Genomic DNA, 15,942 nt, shown 5'->3' on the forward strand with positions numbered 1-15,942 from the left:
ATTTTGTGATCGGGGAGTGAATGAGCGTCAAACAGGATTTGAATTTGTTGATGGAGATGCTGGCAGCCCTGCCCGATCCTGTCTTTGTCCTGACCGAGAGCGGCCGCTATGTGGCGCTGATAGGTGGTCATGACGCCCGCTATTACCATGATGGTTCACATCTGGTGGACTTTACCCTGCATGATGTCATGCCCAAAGAAAAGGCCGACTGGTTTTTGCATGAGATCCGCCGGGCCATAGAGACAGAAGGCTTGCATACGGTGGAATATGCCCTCGGCTCAAAGGATCTTAAAGGTTCTGAAGATATCAGTGGTCCGGCAGAGGAGCTCTGGTTTGAAGGGCGCATTCAGCCCATTTCGTCCCTGGTCAAAGGTGAACGGGCGGTGGTCTGGGTGGCGCGCAATATCACCGAAAGGCATCAGATGCAGGCTGAGCTGAGGCGACTGAGCGAACAGGATGAACTGACCGGCATCTACAACAGACGCAAGCTGATGGAGGAGCTGGAGGAAAAATTCGCCGAATTCAAGCGTTATCATCACGCCACCTCACTGATGATTTTCGATCTGGATCATTTCAAATCCATTAATGACAGGTTCGGCCATATCGCCGGCGACAAGGTATTGCGTATTGTGACCCGGCTCTGCGCCGCTCAACTGCGTGAACAGGATTTGTTCTGTCGTTACGGCGGCGAAGAGTTTGCCGTGCTGTTGCCCAATACTTCCCTGAAAGATGCTGGCAGGCTGGCCGAACGGCTACGGCGGTGCATAGGTGAGCATGACCTGCAGGGCTTGTTGGGGGAAAACGCCTGCGTCACTCTCAGTGCCGGGGTCAGTACCATCAGGGTGAGCGACAGCGACATCGAACAATTGATCAGTCGTTCCGACAACGCCCTGTATAAGGCCAAGGAAAAAGGCAGAAACCGTGTGGTTATTGAGGAATAGTCCGATAGGGATCGGCTGGATCCAGGTCGAGGGCGCCATCCCAGTCCTGGGGTAACGCCAGTTGGCTGAGCAGGTGGCATTGGGCGATATGATGATTCAGCACCCGGTCCCCGGGACAGACCTCCAGCCCTTTGGTAAAACAGTCTGCCGCCTCCTGCCATCGTCTGTCTTTACGCAGTGCAATGCCCCGCTTGAGCCAGGATGCGGACGCCAGCTTCTGCTGCTGGACAGCCTCGTCCTGATGGGCAAATACCTCATGGATTTCAACCGGATTTTTCTTGCCCTTAACCCGGACCCAGTCCAGCAGCCGGTGGGGAATCCCGCCTTTCAACCCGGCCGTATCGAGCAACTGGGCGCTGACCAGAACATCCGCATCATATCTGGGCGCCAGTGACTCCAGTCGATAGGCGATATTGACACTGTCGCCTATTACCGTGGTGTCCATTCTGTCTTCCGAACCCACTGTGCCCAGAATGACCGGCCCGAAATGTGCGCCTATACCGATATTGATGGGCGGATAGCCGGAGTTCTTTCTGTGCTGGTTGTACTGGACAACCGCCTTACGCAAGGCTGCAGCTGCCTGCAGACAGTCTCTGGCCTTGTCCTGGTTATTACCGCCCGGATGGTCAAACAGGGCCATAATGGCGTCACCGATAAACTTGTCGATAAAACCCCGGTTAGCATGGATAGGTTCGTTCATCCGCATAAAGTAGGAATTGAGGAAGTTCATCAGTTCCTGGGGCGACATCCGCTCCGACAGACCGGTAAAGCCACGGATATCGCAAAACAGGATAGCCACTTCGTCTTCGTCGGCACGTCCCAGCTCCAGTGTGCCCTGGCCATGTTTGGCAAAGTGCTCGGCAAACTGGCGCGGCACAAACTTCTCGAAGGTTCTGCTGATACTGGCAGCGGATTCACCTTCATCCTTGTATGCCGCAGCATAATCAGGCGGTGGCTGAATGGTATGGCCTTCCAGTCGCACGATGGGACGGTGGTATCGAACCCGGGCCTGGCGCAGCAGGCCGGCCAGCATCAGGATTATAAAGGCAAATAATACGCAGGTGCCGAGTAACAGCATGCTCAGGGGCTGAGCGAACCATTCACTCATGGCAGCGGCATCCGGTATCCTGGGCTGGCGTCATACTTGTGACAGGTCTGGCATTGGGGTTGTCACAATGTTGCCAGCACCCTGTCGGCCGCATCCAGAGTCTGCTGGACTATGGCGCTGTCGTGAGCGGCTGAAACAAAGCCGGCTTCATAGGATGCAGGTGCCAGATACACCCCTTCGGCCAGCATGGCATGATAGAAGCGGTTGAACTGCTGGATATTGCAGTTGATGGCCTGCTGGTAATGGGTGACCCGCTCCACATCGGTAAAGAACAGGCCGAACATACTGCCGGCGTAGTTGATGCTCATGGGCACGCCATGCCTGTCGGCCAGCGCTTTGAAACCCTCTGCCAGGGTTTGTGTGCGCTGTGTCAGCTGTTCATACAGCCCGGGTTGCTGGATGGCGGTCAGTGAGGCCAGACCCGCAGCCATGGCCACCGGGTTGCCGGACAGGGTGCCGGCCTGGTAGACCGGGCCAGTGGGTGCGATATGGCGCATAATATCGGCCTTACCGCCAAAGGCGCCGACTGGCATGCCACCGCCGATGACCTTGCCCAGGCAGGTCAGATCCGGTTGGATGCCGTAATGAGCCTGGGCACCGCCGAGGGCCACCCGGAATCCTGTCATAACCTCATCCAGTATCAGCAATGCACCATACTGATCACAGATATCACGCAGACCTGCAAGGAAACCTTCCACAGGCGGGATACAGTTCATATTGCCGGCTACCGGCTCGACGATAATACAGGCAATCTGTTCGCCCACCTCGCTAAACGCCTGGCGCACACTGTCCAGGTTGTTGTATTCCACGGTCAGGGTATGCTGGGCAAAATCCGCCGGGATCCCCGGAGAGCTGGGCACACCGAAGGTCAGGGCCCCGGACCCGGCCTTGACCAACAGGGCGTCGGCATGGCCGTGATAGCAGCCCTCAAACTTGAGGATCTTGTCCCGCCCCGTGTAGCCCCTTGCCAGACGGATGGCGCTCATGGTGGCCTCTGTGCCTGAGTTGACCATACGCACCATTTCCATGGAGGGTACCAGCGTACTGACCAATTCGGCCATTTCCACTTCGGCCTCGGTAGGGGCCCCGAAGCTGAGGCCTTTTTCCACCGCTTTGAGCACAGCCGACCTGATGGCCGGATGGTTGTGACCAAGCACCATGGGACCCCAGGACTGGACATAGTCGATATAGCGTTTGCCATCGGCATCGAAAATATAGGGTCCGTCGGCCCGTTCGATAAACAGGGGCGTGCCACCTACGGCTTTGAAGGCGCGTACCGGTGAGTTTACCCCGCCGGGGATATGGACCTGGGCCCGTTCAAACAACTGAATGGATTTTTGCATCTTTCCTTCACTTAAATATTTTGTTTGCTGCTGTACCACTGTACTTCGCAGTCATAGTCTTCCACCTTGTCTTCCACTCCCAGGGTGAGGGCAAACAGCGCCATACGGATCAACACACCGTTGTCGACCTGCCGGAAGATGGCCAGGTTGGGATTGAGGTTAAGGTCGTTGTCCAGCTCATTGGCATCGGCGCGGGAATCCCTGGGCAGAGGGTGCATAATCACCGTTTTTGACTGGAAGTGGCGGGTATAGATGTCCTGGTTGAGACGGAACTTGCCCCGGTAGCGGTTGGCTTCATCCTGGGTGGGGAAGCGTTCTTCCTGGACCCGGGTCTGGTAAACGATATCCGCATCCATGCTGCCTTCCAACTGGTCCGTGACCCTGAAGCTGTGGCCTGCGTTTTCTATGCTGTCCAGCACAGAGGCGGGCATCGACAGTTCATGAGGGGCAATCAGGGTAAAGCGGATATTCCTGTAAAGGCACAGCAGCTTGGACAGGGAATGTACGGTGCGGCCATGCTTAAGATCGCCGATCATGGCGATATGCATCCCTTCGATACTGTCCCCATGAAACTGCAGTTCCTTGGAAATCGTATAGAGATCCAGCAACGCCTGGGTTGGATGTTCATTGGGCCCGTCGCCGCCGTTGATCACAGGCACCCGGCTGCCCTCGGCAAACTCGGCCACAGAGCCGGCCATGGGATGACGCATGGCGACAATATCCGAGTAGCTGGACAACACCCGGGCAGTGTCATACAGGGATTCACCTTTGGACAGGGCCGAGGTGGCCATGCCGGCCGTTTCCCTGACCTCGCCGCCTAGCAAGTTGAAGGCAGTACCAAAGCTGACCCGGGTCCGGGTGCTGGCTTCGAAAAACAGGTTGCCGAGGATGGCCCCATCCAGCACTTTGGTGCGTTTTTGCCTGTGTGCGTAGGGGCGCATGCGGTCGGCCACCTGGAATATTTGCCGGATGCCGTCACGATCGAACTGGTTGACCGAAAGAATATGTTGACCTTTAAACTGGCTCATAGGGAGAGGGCTTGGTTGGCAATGGGCCGATTTTAACAGGGCCTGCCCTTAAGGACTATCCCCGGGATTGGCCCGGACTAATCATTGAATAAAGGTATGAAAGTTCATCACATGCACTGAATTGCCATGCCAGCCCAGGCTGGAGACGGTTCTCTGGTTGGTTTAAGTTTAATCAGCAAGCCGGAAAAACCTCCCGTGTTCAATTCCGGTTCACTGATCGATAAGGGGATTTGATCATGATTATTCTGGTTGGTGGTGAAAAAGGCGGTAGCGGAAAAAGCTGCCTGGCACAGAATATCGCTGTTTATCTGCGAGCTGAGCGTGATGCGACCGTTCTGATGGTGGACTGCGATCCGCAGCGCACCACTTCCGATTGGATTCAGGAACGCAACAATAACAAAAGGGACTTACCTAACATTAATTGCGTGCAGTTATATGGAAAGATACGCAATGAATTGCTCAGCCTGCGCAACCATTATGACTTTGTGGTTATCGACTGTGGTGGACAGGACAACCTGGCCCTGCGCTCCTCCATGGCGGTGGCGGACAATATTCTGATTCCTCTTCGCCCCAAGCGCCGAGACCTGAAAACCGTACCGCATATGGAAGACCTGGTTTCCACCTGCAAGATGGTCAATCCAAAGATGAACGTGGCGTTCGTGATCACCCAGTGTCCCTCGCTGCCCTCCCTTGCCAGCCGGATCATTGAGGCCAAGGAGGTGTGCCGTTCGTTCGAGATACCGGTGCTTAACTCGGTGACTTTCAGTCGCAACATGTACGATGACAGCGAAGAGCTGGGCCTGTCGGTGATGGAGAACGAGCCGGACGGCAAGGCGGCATGGGAAATCCGCAGTATTGTCGATGAATTGTTTGCCCGCGGCCGAGGAGAGACCTATGACATTCGCCAGTTTGAAGAAAAAATCGCCGTCGGCCAGTCCTGAATCTCTCTCTGTTGATGATTTTATCGATGACGCGGAAAATTACGCCAGGGGCATATCCAAAGTAGTGACGCTGCATCCAGAGCCCCCCGGCTACAGCGGTGAGCCATTGCGCAGTCACTGTTTTACTCTGAGCGAAGAGGTCTGGGGCAAACTGGATCGCTTGTCTGAATTATCCGGTATTTCCCGCTCAAGGTTGTTGCGAATTCTGCTAAATGACCTGCAACCTGAGACGGACCTGCCTCGCTTTCTGGCCAGTCAGGTGAGGTAGGAACCATCGTCGCCCTTGGCCATCAGGGCTGTCTTTTACCTCGTTCTTTTCGGGGAGTCGTAGACAGCCTGGTCATTCCACCGCTGATTTGCGCAACCTCACCAGCTTCCTTTATGCCCGCTGCACTCCCTCGTCAATGACTTGAATTCGCACAGTCTTGCTGGGTACAGTGTGTTGGCATCCGTAACAAAGCTGGCGAGAGTGGAGCCTGGTTATATGGTTTCGCCACGCCAGGAAGGGGAAAATCCGTGGGAATTGCATTTTGGATAAAACGTTTTTTCGTTGTTCTGTTTGGCGCCTTTGTGGTCATAGGCGGCGTGCAGATGCTGAAAAATCATGATTTCGACTACGCCATCACACAAGCCGCCATTTGGGCCCCGCTTACGGCCGCCGTGTTTACCCTGAGTCGCTTTGTTCAAGCGCGCCGGGGACAACATTGCGCCCTGTGCAAAGATACTCCGGAAATGCGCGATGCCGACATCCACGAACCCCGCTGAAACACTATATCGGCACAAAGTTAAGTGTCCGCATAGGCTCAAGCTTTGACTGGCTAAAACATCGGTTTTACCACCGCCAGACAGATAATCCCCAGCAATACCAGCACCGGGGCTTCGTTGAGGAAGCGATAAAAGCGCGGGCTACGGCGGTTTTCATCGCGGGCGAATTGCTTCAACAGCCGATACAGATATAAGTGATAGCCATAGATGGCGATCACCAGAACCAACTTGATGTGCAGCCACATCGATACTCTGAACCAGTCGCGCCCGTAGCTGAAAATCAGCGCCAGACCGAACACCAGGGTCAATACGGCAAAGGGAGTGACAAACCACCAGAGTCGGCGTTCCATCACTTTAAACTGGTCTTTGGTTGCCTGGTGTTCACTCTGGGCATGGTAGACAAACAACCTGGGCAGATAAAAAATGCCGGCCATCCAGGCGATCATAAAAAACAGGTGCAGGGCTTTTAGCCATAAGATCATCAGTATTGCTCCTTCATCAGTTGCGCCCGTAACCGGTTCCAGGTAATCACACCGACTATATCGGCCGGATTGTCTTCATAGATATACACGGCCCCATCCCGCGCAGCTTGGAGGATCTCGTACACTTCTGCCAGAGTGGCCTGTGCCGGCACGCCTTCCATGCTCAGGAATTTCAGCGGATGGCTCTGATCCGGGCTCAGGCTGATATCATACTGAACCAGTGAGTACTGTATGCCAATTTCAAAATCCTGCGCCTGCACCACCAAGTCCGTCGGGGACTGCTCCAGATGCCGCAGCAACTGGTGTTCCTGGGCATCCTGAAACAATTTGAAGTCACGCTGGGCTTCGGCCATCACGCCGGTCTTCTGCAAATGTTCACGAATGGAAGAACTGGTGTAGGACAGCTTCTGGTAGTCCAGTTGGCGGATAAAGATGGAGCGGTTGCCCAGCAACTGAGTGGAGGTGACATAGGCAGGGACAATTACCAGCATGGCCGGCAGTATCACCTGCGGCGAGAATGACAGCTCCATCACCGCTGAAAGAGCAGCCAGTGGCGCATGGAGAACCGCGCTTAACAGTCCTGCCAGGCCCAGCAGGGCGAAGGCCCCGGTATACTGGCTGGTGTCATCCATAAACAGCCCCAAAGGCAGCAACAAAATGGCGCCGGTCAGCACGCCCATGCCGATAACGGGACCGATAACCCCGCCCGGAATACCCAGCCCCAGGGCAATCAGGGTGAGCAGGAACTTGGCCGCCAGGATGGCAAACAGTAGCATCAGATTATCCGGTGAGTTGACCACAAACTGGATGGAACTCATGCCCGACCCCATGGCTTCGGGCAACAGGTAACCCACCAGGCCGGTTAGCAGACCGGCCAGCAACAGGCGGCTGGCCATGGTCAGTGGCCTGAACCAGCGGATAATGTTCATCAGTTGATTGTTGAACAGGGTGGCCAGCGCCCCTAATGCCATGCCAAAAGGGATCAGGTACAGATAAAACCAGTTGTTGAACTGGTTGAATGTCAGTAATGCCAGCTCACTGCCTTCGCCAAATACCAGGCGGGTAAGCACAGATCCACAGGCTGCTGCCAGCATGACCGGAATAAAGATATGGATCTTGTATTCCCTGAGCACGACCTCCATAACGAAAATCACTGCGGCAAACGGCGTATTGAAGGACGCGGAAATACCTGCTGCAATACCGCATCCGGCCAGAATTCGGATGCTGTTATAGGGCAGTTTCAGCCACTGACCGAAAAAAGTGCTCCCGGCTGCGCCCAGATGCACGGAGGGACCTTCCCGGCCCACGGAAAATCCCGCGGCCAGGGCAATCACACCACCGAAGAACTGATTGATACTGGTGCGCAGGGGGATATGGCCATACCGGTGTTTAACCCGGTGGATCACGTAGGGAATACCCATCCGGTAGTGTTTGAAACCGGTGATAAAAGCGAACAGCAGAATCAGCAGGGCGCCGACAATGGGAAGAATAAATCTGTCCACGGCCGGCATAGTGGTAAAGTTGTCCACCTGTTGTACGTAGAGGTGTTGCAGGGATTCGATACAGAGACGGAACAGAATGATGAGCAGGGCTGCACAGGTGCCGCCGAGGATGCCGAGCAGGCAGAGTTGCACCGAAGTACGGGGATGGGCAAGTTCCTGTCTGAGTCCCTGAATTGACATCTTGTGCTGTGCTGATGAAGTCTACTTCAAGTCTAACACAAGTACTTGTAATCTAAGCAAATCTGAAGTCCGTCCGGCGATGGCGGTGAAGTGAGAGAATCGGGTGTTATCTGCAAGAGAACTGAAACAAAAAATCGGCGCCATGCGCTTCTACCTAATACTGTTGGCGTTACTCGGTCTGGTGGGTTATCTGGGTGTGAGGTACGGCAATCATCTGCTCGACAGCCAGGCATACAAGATTTCCGGTCTGGAGCAAAGTGTGGCAAGGATTACCGAAGAGAACCACAAACTGACCAAGGCCCTGAATATTCTGGGCGTGGAACTGGAAGTGGAGCGCCTGGCCAACCAACAGATACAGAACAGTCTGCAACAAGCCATGCAACGCCAGGCAGAGCTGAAAAAGGAGCTGTCTTTTTACCAGAAGATTATGGCGCCGGAAATGCAGGAGCAGGGCGTGGTGGTGGACTCGCTGGATATTGAAGCCACCAACAGCCCCGGGTATTTCCGCTTTGCCCTGGTGATGATGCAACGGGACGCCCGCAAGGAACTGGTGCAGGGAGATGCGAGGATTGTCATCCACGGCAGCAGAAACGGCCGGCCCGATACCCTGTCACTGACCAGCCTGCTGCAGGAACCCAAAGACAACCTGGATTTCCGTTTCCGCTATTTTGAAGTGTTGGAGGGAGTATTCAAACTGCCGGAGGATTTTATACCCAGGCGCCTGGAAGTGGACTGCCAACTGGAAAAACCCAGGAAAGGCCGGCTGAATCAGGCCTTCGACTGGCTGCTCAGTGTAGCCGAAGGCGAACAAGTGAATAGTTGATTGAATTGGTCGGGTATAAGATAATAGCCGGCCCAGTCAGCACCAGTGCAGAGGTCCTTTATGTCAGTAGAAGCCGCTTATCCGATAGAATTTTCTGATGCCGCCGCGCATAAGGTCCGGGAATTGATCGCCGAGGAAGAAAATCCGTCCCTTAAGCTCAGGGTGTTTGTGACCGGTGGGGGGTGTTCAGGGTTCCAGTACGGCTTTACGTTCGACGAAAAGGTCAATGAAGGTGATATGACCATCAGCAAGCAGGATGTGACCCTGGTCGTGGATCCCATGAGCCTGCAATACCTGGTGGGCGGGGTGGTGGACTATCAGGACAGCCTGGAGGGCAGCCGTTTTATGGTAAACAATCCCAATGCCACCACCACCTGTGGCTGTGGCTCCAGCTTCAGCATCTGATTATTCTTCAATAGGCTGTGCGGATGCCGCCCAGTACCGCCAAAGATCTTTCCAATGCGCCATTGGCTGGGATCACAGCGCCATGATGAAACTATTTTTCACTGTGTTGTTGTGGCTGCTCTCAGTGATGGCCACGGCCAGTCAGAAGCCTTTGCTCAGGTTTGACGGCCAGAATATTGCCGGCAGTCCCTATGGCTTATTTGTCGAGGAGCTACTGAACCGGGCATACGATCGACAGGGCTACAGGATTGAGTACCTGCCGTTGCCCCTGGCGCGCAGTTTCCGTGAGGCTAACGAAGGTCGTCTCGATGGCCTCAGGGCCAGAATAGAAGGGATAGAGTCCGAATACCCCTACCTTGTCAAAGTGGATTATCCCCTGTTTGATTTTACTGTCGAATTGATTGGTGACCGGCGACAATGCGGGCTTTGCGACCTGTCCCAACTGGATAATCTGGTCACCTTAAGGGGCTTTGAAGCGCAACAGCGTTTATTTGCCAGCCTGGGTCTGGATATGGCTGTCCGTGCTGTGTCTGACTCACAGCAAGCGCTGGATATGCTCTCAGCAAGGCGTGTGCCGGCGGTCGTGCTCTCCGGCGGTATGTTGCCAAAGGGCTTTCTCCAAGGCTCTGTCCATTGGATCCGTCACACTCTGGCCATCCTGCCCGACTATCATTATCTGCACCAATCCCATGCCGCCCTGGCTGAGCAGATCGGCGCCGAATTTCACGCCATGGAAAGCAGTGGCGAAATTGCCCTGTTGCGAACCAAACATGGCATACCCGCTTCGGTAAGCACTCAGCCAGCGTCAGTCCAGGTGGGGCCGGTCAGCGCGGTATCCTCCGACTGGCAAGGCTATACGGATACTGAGCAGGGGGTCTACTGGAAAATCCTGCGTTCTGCCTTTGCCTCCTCAGGACTGCAGGTGACAAGCGATCTGTCCAACTGGAAGCGGGCCAAGGCAGAGTTTGCCGAAGGCCGCTACGATATCCTGGTGGGAGCCTATGATTACGAGGTGCCGGTCGGTGGGCTGCGCTCGGATGTCCATATCGACTACGAGTTGCCGGTATTGGCCATTGGCCATGACAGGCAGAGGATGCAAAGGCAGATCAAGGGACAGGACGTAGCCAGGGGGTGTCATGTACTGGGGTACGATTTTTCCAGATTGCTGGGTGAGAACATCGAGATGTACGAAGTGAGCCAACTGGATGACTGCATGAAAATGCTGAGCAACGGCCGCTTGGACATGGTTTTTGACTACCTTTACAATCTGACCGAGGAAGAACGACAAAGCCTGTCTGTGCTGGAAATCAGTGACGAGCAACCTCTCTTCCTGGTATTCCAGGATACGGTCAGGGGACGGCATCTGAAAAGACTGTTTGAACAGGCCTTTCGTGAACAGGTGGTATCTGGCCGGGTTGCCGGTTTTTTTCCCGATGCCGAGAGTTACTCGACGGCAAGGCTGGCGGTACAATAATCAAGGAGAACGGCATGTTGAAGATCTATGGTTCCACCACATCACCTTTTGTCAGACGGTTGCGGATCTGGCTGGCTAATGTCGAGCATGAGTTTATCAACCTGCAGATCTTCTCCGGCCCCGACCGGGAATTTCTCGCTTCACTGAATCCGACCCTGAAAATCCCCATGATCGACGATGAGGGACAGATTATTTATGACTCCAGGGTGATCTTCCGTTACCTGACCGGCAAACTGGGCTATTCCGTCCCGGACTGGCGCCAGGAAAACCTGCTGACCCTGATTGACTCGGTTAACGATACACTGGTTCAGGCGCTGATCATGAAACGTTCCGGTATTGAGGCGGATCCGGACAAGCTGATATTCAAACTGCAGAATGACAGAATTGAAACCATTCTGAACCATCTGAATGAGAAGGTTGAGCAAGGTGAATTCGGCGGTTGGGGCTACCCGGAAGTCTGCCTATATTGCCTGATCGACTGGGTCGAGTTTCGCGAGTTGCATGATTTATCCCAGATGCAATCCCTGTTAGCCTTCCAGGCCAGGCATCAGAACAAGATTGAAGTGACCGCCACTAATCCTCGTGGATAAGGGGACAAGGACACTGGCAAACAACAGAGAAAAGCGATGACACAAGTGCCACAGACCGGCCTGCTGCTTCAACAGGCCATCAAGGCTTTGCAGCAGGGACAACCCCAGCAGGCTCTGCAACTATTCGAATCGGTGACAATCCAGGCTCCAGAGCTGGGGCAGGCCTGGCTGGGGTTGGCCTTTGCACGGGCCAACCTGCAACAGGACGCTCAGGCGTTGGAAGCCATCGAACGTTGTCTGGCACTCGAACCCCGCAATCTCAGGGCACTGCTCTTCAAAGCCGATCACCTGAGCCGGCTGGGTCAACCAAGACGGTCACTACCCTTCTACGAAGCCGCTTTAAAGCTGGCGGTCAACCTTAACAGCGAGATCCCCGGCGATATCCGGCAGGGCCTGGAACGGGCCCAGTCCATGGCGGAAAGGTTCAACCTAGAGTATGCGGATTTTCTGCTGGGCAAGCTGAAGGAAAAAGGTTATCAGCCGTCTCAGTCCAGCACTCGGTTCAACCATTCGCTGGATATCAGCATGGGCCGCAAGCAGATCTATCACCAGCAGCCCAATCGCTATTACTTCCCCGGACTGCCGCAACGGCAATTTTACGAGAGGGAAGAGTTTTTCTGGATCGAAGAGCTCGAAGCAGCCACTGAAACTATCCGGAGTGAACTCGAGGCACTCCTGAAGGCTGACAAGGCCTTTGCCCCTTATCTGAGCTCAGATCAGGATATTCCTGAAATCAATCAGGCTGGCAGCAAAATAGTCAATAACACCGACTGGGGTGCCTGCTACCTGTGGGAATACGGGAAGCTGCACGAAGAGAATGCCCGGCGCTGCCCCGGCACCGTGGCTGCGCTGGAAAAAGTGCCCATGGCCCATATTCCCGGACAAATGCCGATAGCCCTGTTCTCCCGCCTGGCTGCCCATACTCATATTCCCCCACACCACGGCATGCTTAATACCCGACTTATCTGTCATTTGCCCATTATCGTTCCCAATAACTGCGGTGCGCTGCGTTGCGGCAGTGAGGAGCGCCCCTGGCAGGAAGGCAAGACGTTGATCTTCGATGACAGTATCGAGCATGAAGCCTGGAATCGCTCGGACCAGGAGCGCGTGGTGCTGCTGTTTGATATCTGGCGACCGGAGCTGACCGAAGAAGAGCGTCAACTGGTCAGCGCCCTGTTGCAGGTGACCAAGGAGTATGAAGAGGGTGACTGATCCCGGAAGCCCTGTCTGGTCCGATGAGGCAATAAATAATCAGTTGTATTTCAATAACTCCCTTCTACTTGGTACGTGCGTACTGCTAATAATTCCTCAGTAACATTGCAATTACAATTTGTAACATTTAACTTTGGTCCGTGGTCATTCATTGATTATTCGTTGAATGCCTGTTTATACGAATATTATTCAAAAAAATAATAAATATCAGAATAAAAATAAGTTATAGCAGCAAGTAGTTGTAAGGAGTCCAAGTGAAATCCAACCCCCTGAATCCTCTGGCCGCAGCGTTGTTGCTGGCCCTGGCAAGTTCCGCCGCTCATGCCGCCAATGATCGCTTCGTTATCCAGGTAGATAACCCGGGTAAGGGCATTGTTAAAGCCCTGACCAAGCAGCTGGGCGGCGAAATCCATGTCGATTCCAACGGTTTTGTGGCAGTGACCCTGCCGGGCATGAATCTGGATGAGGCCAAAGGCGTGATGAACAACCCGCATGTAAGGCTGGTTGAAGAAGATCAGATGCGCCGCCTGATGTCGTTTAGTGACGATGTGGGTAATCCCGACATACAGCAAATCACCCCTTATGCAGTCTACCAATCCCAGGCCGACCAACTGACCCTGCAGATGAGCAGTGCCAAAAAGGTTTGCGTGATCGACTCGGGTATCGCCCGTGAAACGGGTGAAACCGGTGGCCACAACCCGGACTTCGACTGGGCTTCAATTTCCGGTGACAGCGATGCCGGTACAGGTGACTGGTTCCGCGACGGCGGCCCCCATGGTACGCACGTGGCAGGTACCATCGCAGCCGCCGACAATACCTACGGCGTGATTGGCATGGCGCCGGGTAACCCTTTGCATATCATCAAGGTATTCAATGATGCGGGCTGGGGTTATTCGTCAGATCTTGCCCACGCCGCCAATCTATGTGGCCAGGCAGGTGCCGATATCATCAGCATGAGCCTGGGTGGCGGTGGTGCCAACAGTACCGAAGAGAATGCTTTTAACTCCTTTACTGATGCAGGTGGCCTGGTCGTGGCGGCAGCAGGAAACGACGGCAACTCCGTGCGTTCCTATCCCGCAGGCTATTCATCGGTAATGATGATCGGCGCCAACGACGCCGATAACAATATCGCCGATTTTTCCCAGTACCCAAGCTGTACCTCTGGCCGGGGAAAAAATGCGACGACTGATGAAACGCTCTGCGTTGAAGCCACAGCAGGCGGCGTGAACACCCTGTCCACTTACCCGGGCGCCGGAGCAACCCTCTCCAACCTGTCCGCTGACAGTGCCGGTTATGTTTCCGCTCCCATGGAAAATACCGGTAGTGCAGAAGCAGCCACCTATTTTATGGGGACGGCTGAATCTACCGATGGCAATGCGGCAGGCAAAGTCTGCATGATCGACCGTGGCGTGATCAGTTTCTATGACAAGGTCAAGAACTGTGAGGATTCCGGTGGCGTCGGCGCCGTAATCATCAACAACGAATCCGGTGTGCTCTATGGCACCTTGGGTGAGACAAACGACACGTCCATTCCCGCACTGGGGGCAGCCCTTGAGGATCGCACAGCGCTACTTGCAGCCAGCAGCGTCAGCATCAGTATCGATGCCAGTGACTATGGCTATATGAGCGGTACCTCCATGGCGACTCCTGCGGTATCCGGTGTTGCCGCGCTGGTCTGGTCAAATCATCCCACTTGCACCGGTACCGAAATCCGTAGTGCCCTGAAGGCTACTGCCATGGATGCCGGCACCGCAGGTAAAGATGTGTACTTCGGTTACGGAATCGTGCAGGCAGCCGATGCCTCTGCTTACCTGTCAGCCAATGGTTGTGCGGGGGGAGACAACGGTGGCGGCACCGATCCTGAGCCGGGTGATCTGAGCCTGAGTGCCAGTGGCTACAAGGTTAAAGGTCTGCAGTATGCAGATTTGTCCTGGTCAGGCAGCAGTGCAGGCAGTGTGGATGTCTATCGTAATGGTGCGCTGGTAACCACCACGGCCAATGACGGCGCCTATACGGATGCTCTGAACCAGAAAGGCAGCGCCACATACAGCTATCAAATCTGTGAGGCCGGTACCTCAACTTGTTCCGCAACCAAGACAGTGGTTTTCTAAACCCGGTCAATCTGTCTTGAAACCTCAAAAGCGGGCCCTGGCCCGCTTTTTTTCTTTTAGCTTGATCAGTAACCTCTGGCAAAGTCCAGTTTATGGTCCATCGGTTCACCTGACAGCCAAAGGCGATAGTTGTCAATAAACACCGGCGCAATCAGCTCGGGTCTGGAAAGGGCTGCCGTATGCTGGGTAATCAACAGGTTCGGAGTGTGCCAGAACGGATGTGTGTCCGGCAGGGGTTCTTCCCTGAAGACATCCAGCACTGCGGCTTTCAGGTGTCCCGCACACAGTGCCTCGCAAAGGGCCTCGTCGTCTATAAGGCTGCCGCGGCCGGCATTGATCAATACACAGTGGCTGGGCAACCAGTTCAGGAATGTCTGATCCACCAGATTGGCCGTCTGCTTTGTATGGGGTAGCAGGCAAAGCAGATAGTCCAGGCTGCCGGCAAACTCCTGCAATTGTGACAAGTCATAATACCGACCAACAGCCTCACAATCCCGGCTGCGCAGGCTGACACCATGTATTTCCATGCCCAGTGCCCTGCAGACGGATGCCACCTCCCGTCCGATGGAGCCCACACCCAGAATACCCAAATGCCTGCCCCGCAGGGTTGAGTGGGTCGGTCCTGCCCAGTGTTTTTGCTGCTGCCTTGCCTGATAACCCGGGATATCCCGGGCGAAGTAAAGCATGTATGCCAGGGCATACTCGGTCATTTGTACACCGAATATGCCCTTGATGCCGGTCAGTTGATAGTCTCTTTTGCTGTGACTGAGAAGGGGGGCATTGCCCGCCCAGGTGGACTGCAGCCACTGCAGTCGGGGCATGGCCGGCAGGCAGCCCAGGGCCAGATCCGGGTCGGCCAGTAGCAGTTCACATTCCTGCAGGGCAATGGCGTCCGGCTGGCTTTGGCTGATGAGCTTAATCCTCAGCCCCGGTAGACCGGCTTGCCCAAGCAGCTTTGCATAGATCGGGGCATCGCGGCTGGCAATCGCCAGGTTAAAGTTATTCGGCAGGGAATCTGACATAAGTAAACTAATCTT

Annotated in this window: 16 protein-coding genes; 10 read left to right on the top strand and 6 right to left on the bottom strand. The window is 54.8% G+C overall.

The genetic code is table 11. The annotated features are described in order from the left end of the window. The first annotated feature begins 20 nt into the window (after positions 1–20). The gene (locus J0A66_RS02045) at positions 21–941 is read left to right on the top strand and encodes a sensor domain-containing diguanylate cyclase (protein WP_206572097.1); all 921 of its coding nucleotides are present in this window, start codon (positions 21–23) and stop codon (positions 939–941) included. Here the strand turns inward: J0A66_RS02045 and J0A66_RS02050 are convergent. From J0A66_RS02050 to J0A66_RS02060, 3 genes are all read right to left on the bottom strand, one after another. Beyond that, a complete protein-coding gene (locus J0A66_RS02050; protein WP_206572098.1) occupies positions 928–2,049 on the bottom strand; it encodes an adenylate/guanylate cyclase domain-containing protein in 1,122 nt (373 codons plus the stop codon). The two genes, J0A66_RS02045 and J0A66_RS02050, sit on opposite strands and share 14 nt — an antisense overlap. 62 nt (positions 2,050–2,111) lie before the next feature. Next, positions 2,112–3,392 carry a glutamate-1-semialdehyde 2,1-aminomutase gene (hemL, locus tag J0A66_RS02055; RefSeq protein WP_206572099.1) on the bottom strand — a complete coding sequence of 427 codons (1,281 nt, stop codon included), beginning with the start codon at positions 3,390–3,392 and terminating at the stop codon, positions 2,112–2,114. Between the two features lie 11 nt (positions 3,393–3,403). Beyond that, a complete protein-coding gene (locus J0A66_RS02060) occupies positions 3,404–4,420 on the bottom strand; it encodes an aspartate carbamoyltransferase (protein WP_206572100.1) in 1,017 nt (338 codons plus the stop codon). Between the two features lie 236 nt (positions 4,421–4,656). On the opposite strand from J0A66_RS02060, the gene J0A66_RS02065 reads away from it, so the two are divergent. From J0A66_RS02065 to J0A66_RS02075, 3 genes are all read left to right on the top strand, one after another. Continuing rightward, positions 4,657–5,361, top strand: coding sequence for an AAA family ATPase (locus J0A66_RS02065; RefSeq protein WP_206572101.1), 705 nt, complete (start codon positions 4,657–4,659; stop codon positions 5,359–5,361). Then, a complete protein-coding gene (locus J0A66_RS02070; protein WP_206572102.1) occupies positions 5,315–5,629 on the top strand; it encodes a replication protein RepA in 315 nt (104 codons plus the stop codon). The genes J0A66_RS02065 and J0A66_RS02070 overlap by 47 nt, the downstream gene beginning before the upstream one ends. Before the next feature lie 248 nt (positions 5,630–5,877). After that, on the top strand, positions 5,878–6,126 hold the full coding sequence (locus J0A66_RS02075) for a hypothetical protein (RefSeq protein ID WP_206572103.1): 249 nt from the start codon (positions 5,878–5,880) through the stop codon (positions 6,124–6,126). 53 nt (positions 6,127–6,179) lie between these two features. On the opposite strand, the gene J0A66_RS02080 is transcribed toward J0A66_RS02075, so the two are convergent. After that, on the bottom strand, positions 6,180–6,611 hold the full coding sequence (locus J0A66_RS02080; protein ID WP_206572331.1) for a CopD family protein: 432 nt from the start codon (positions 6,609–6,611) through the stop codon (positions 6,180–6,182). Beyond that, positions 6,608–8,290, bottom strand: coding sequence for a chloride channel protein (locus tag J0A66_RS02085; protein ID WP_206572104.1), 1,683 nt, complete (start codon positions 8,288–8,290; stop codon positions 6,608–6,610). Before J0A66_RS02085 ends, J0A66_RS02080 begins: the two co-directional genes overlap by 4 nt. Positions 8,291–8,393: 103 nt before the next feature. On the opposite strand from J0A66_RS02085, the gene J0A66_RS02090 reads away from it, so the two are divergent. The 6 genes from J0A66_RS02090 to J0A66_RS02115 all read left to right on the top strand — a co-directional run bounded on the left by J0A66_RS02090 (position 8,394) and on the right by J0A66_RS02115 (position 14,905). Further along, positions 8,394–9,113 (top strand): DUF6776 family protein, encoded by a 720-nt coding sequence (locus J0A66_RS02090; RefSeq protein ID WP_206572105.1) that lies wholly within the window; start codon positions 8,394–8,396, stop codon positions 9,111–9,113. A gap of 60 nt (positions 9,114–9,173) precedes the next feature. Next, positions 9,174–9,518, top strand: a complete 345-nt coding sequence (gene erpA / locus J0A66_RS02095) for an iron-sulfur cluster insertion protein ErpA (RefSeq protein WP_206572106.1) — start codon at positions 9,174–9,176, stop codon at positions 9,516–9,518. A gap of 82 nt (positions 9,519–9,600) precedes the next feature. Next, positions 9,601–10,992, top strand: a complete 1,392-nt coding sequence (locus tag J0A66_RS02100; RefSeq protein WP_206572107.1) for a type 2 periplasmic-binding domain-containing protein — start codon at positions 9,601–9,603, stop codon at positions 10,990–10,992. A 14-nt stretch (positions 10,993–11,006) separates the two neighbouring features. Further along, entirely contained in the window at positions 11,007–11,582 is a 576-nt protein-coding gene (locus J0A66_RS02105; protein WP_206572108.1) for a glutathione S-transferase family protein, read from the top strand. 36 nt (positions 11,583–11,618) lie between these two features. Next, complete coding sequence (locus tag J0A66_RS02110; protein WP_206572109.1) at positions 11,619–12,794, top strand: aspartyl/asparaginyl beta-hydroxylase domain-containing protein; 1,176 nt, start codon at positions 11,619–11,621, stop codon at positions 12,792–12,794. Between the two features lie 254 nt (positions 12,795–13,048). Then, positions 13,049–14,905 carry a S8 family serine peptidase gene (locus tag J0A66_RS02115; protein WP_338143852.1) on the top strand — a complete coding sequence of 619 codons (1,857 nt, stop codon included), beginning with the start codon at positions 13,049–13,051 and terminating at the stop codon, positions 14,903–14,905. Between the two features lie 65 nt (positions 14,906–14,970). Here J0A66_RS02115 and J0A66_RS02120 read toward each other — a convergent pair whose 3' ends face one another. After that, positions 14,971–15,927, bottom strand: coding sequence for a D-2-hydroxyacid dehydrogenase (locus J0A66_RS02120; RefSeq protein ID WP_206572110.1), 957 nt, complete (start codon positions 15,925–15,927; stop codon positions 14,971–14,973). Positions 15,928–15,942 lie beyond the last annotated feature (15 nt).

It is taken from the genome of Bowmanella dokdonensis (genome assembly GCF_017254865.1).
GTDB classification, from domain to species: domain Bacteria; phylum Pseudomonadota; class Gammaproteobacteria; order Enterobacterales; family Alteromonadaceae; genus Bowmanella; species Bowmanella dokdonensis.

Coding starts and splice junctions, on each gene's coding strand:
- J0A66_RS02045 (WP_206572097.1), top strand. CDS start 21: ATGAGCGTCAAACAGGATTTGAATTTGTTGATGGAGATGCTGGCAGCC.
- J0A66_RS02050 (WP_206572098.1), bottom strand. CDS start 2,049: ATGAGTGAATGGTTCGCTCAGCCCCTGAGCATGCTGTTACTCGGCACC.
- hemL (WP_206572099.1), bottom strand. CDS start 3,392: ATGCAAAAATCCATTCAGTTGTTTGAACGGGCCCAGGTCCATATCCCC.
- J0A66_RS02060 (WP_206572100.1), bottom strand. CDS start 4,420: ATGAGCCAGTTTAAAGGTCAACATATTCTTTCGGTCAACCAGTTCGAT.
- J0A66_RS02065 (WP_206572101.1), top strand. CDS start 4,657: ATGATTATTCTGGTTGGTGGTGAAAAAGGCGGTAGCGGAAAAAGCTGC.
- J0A66_RS02070 (WP_206572102.1), top strand. CDS start 5,315: ATGACATTCGCCAGTTTGAAGAAAAAATCGCCGTCGGCCAGTCCTGAA.
- J0A66_RS02085 (WP_206572104.1), bottom strand. CDS start 8,290: ATGTCAATTCAGGGACTCAGACAGGAACTTGCCCATCCCCGTACTTCG.
- erpA (WP_206572106.1), top strand. CDS start 9,174: ATGTCAGTAGAAGCCGCTTATCCGATAGAATTTTCTGATGCCGCCGCG.
- J0A66_RS02100 (WP_206572107.1), top strand. CDS start 9,601: ATGATGAAACTATTTTTCACTGTGTTGTTGTGGCTGCTCTCAGTGATG.
- J0A66_RS02105 (WP_206572108.1), top strand. CDS start 11,007: ATGTTGAAGATCTATGGTTCCACCACATCACCTTTTGTCAGACGGTTG.
- J0A66_RS02110 (WP_206572109.1), top strand. CDS start 11,619: ATGACACAAGTGCCACAGACCGGCCTGCTGCTTCAACAGGCCATCAAG.
- J0A66_RS02120 (WP_206572110.1), bottom strand. CDS start 15,927: ATGTCAGATTCCCTGCCGAATAACTTTAACCTGGCGATTGCCAGCCGC.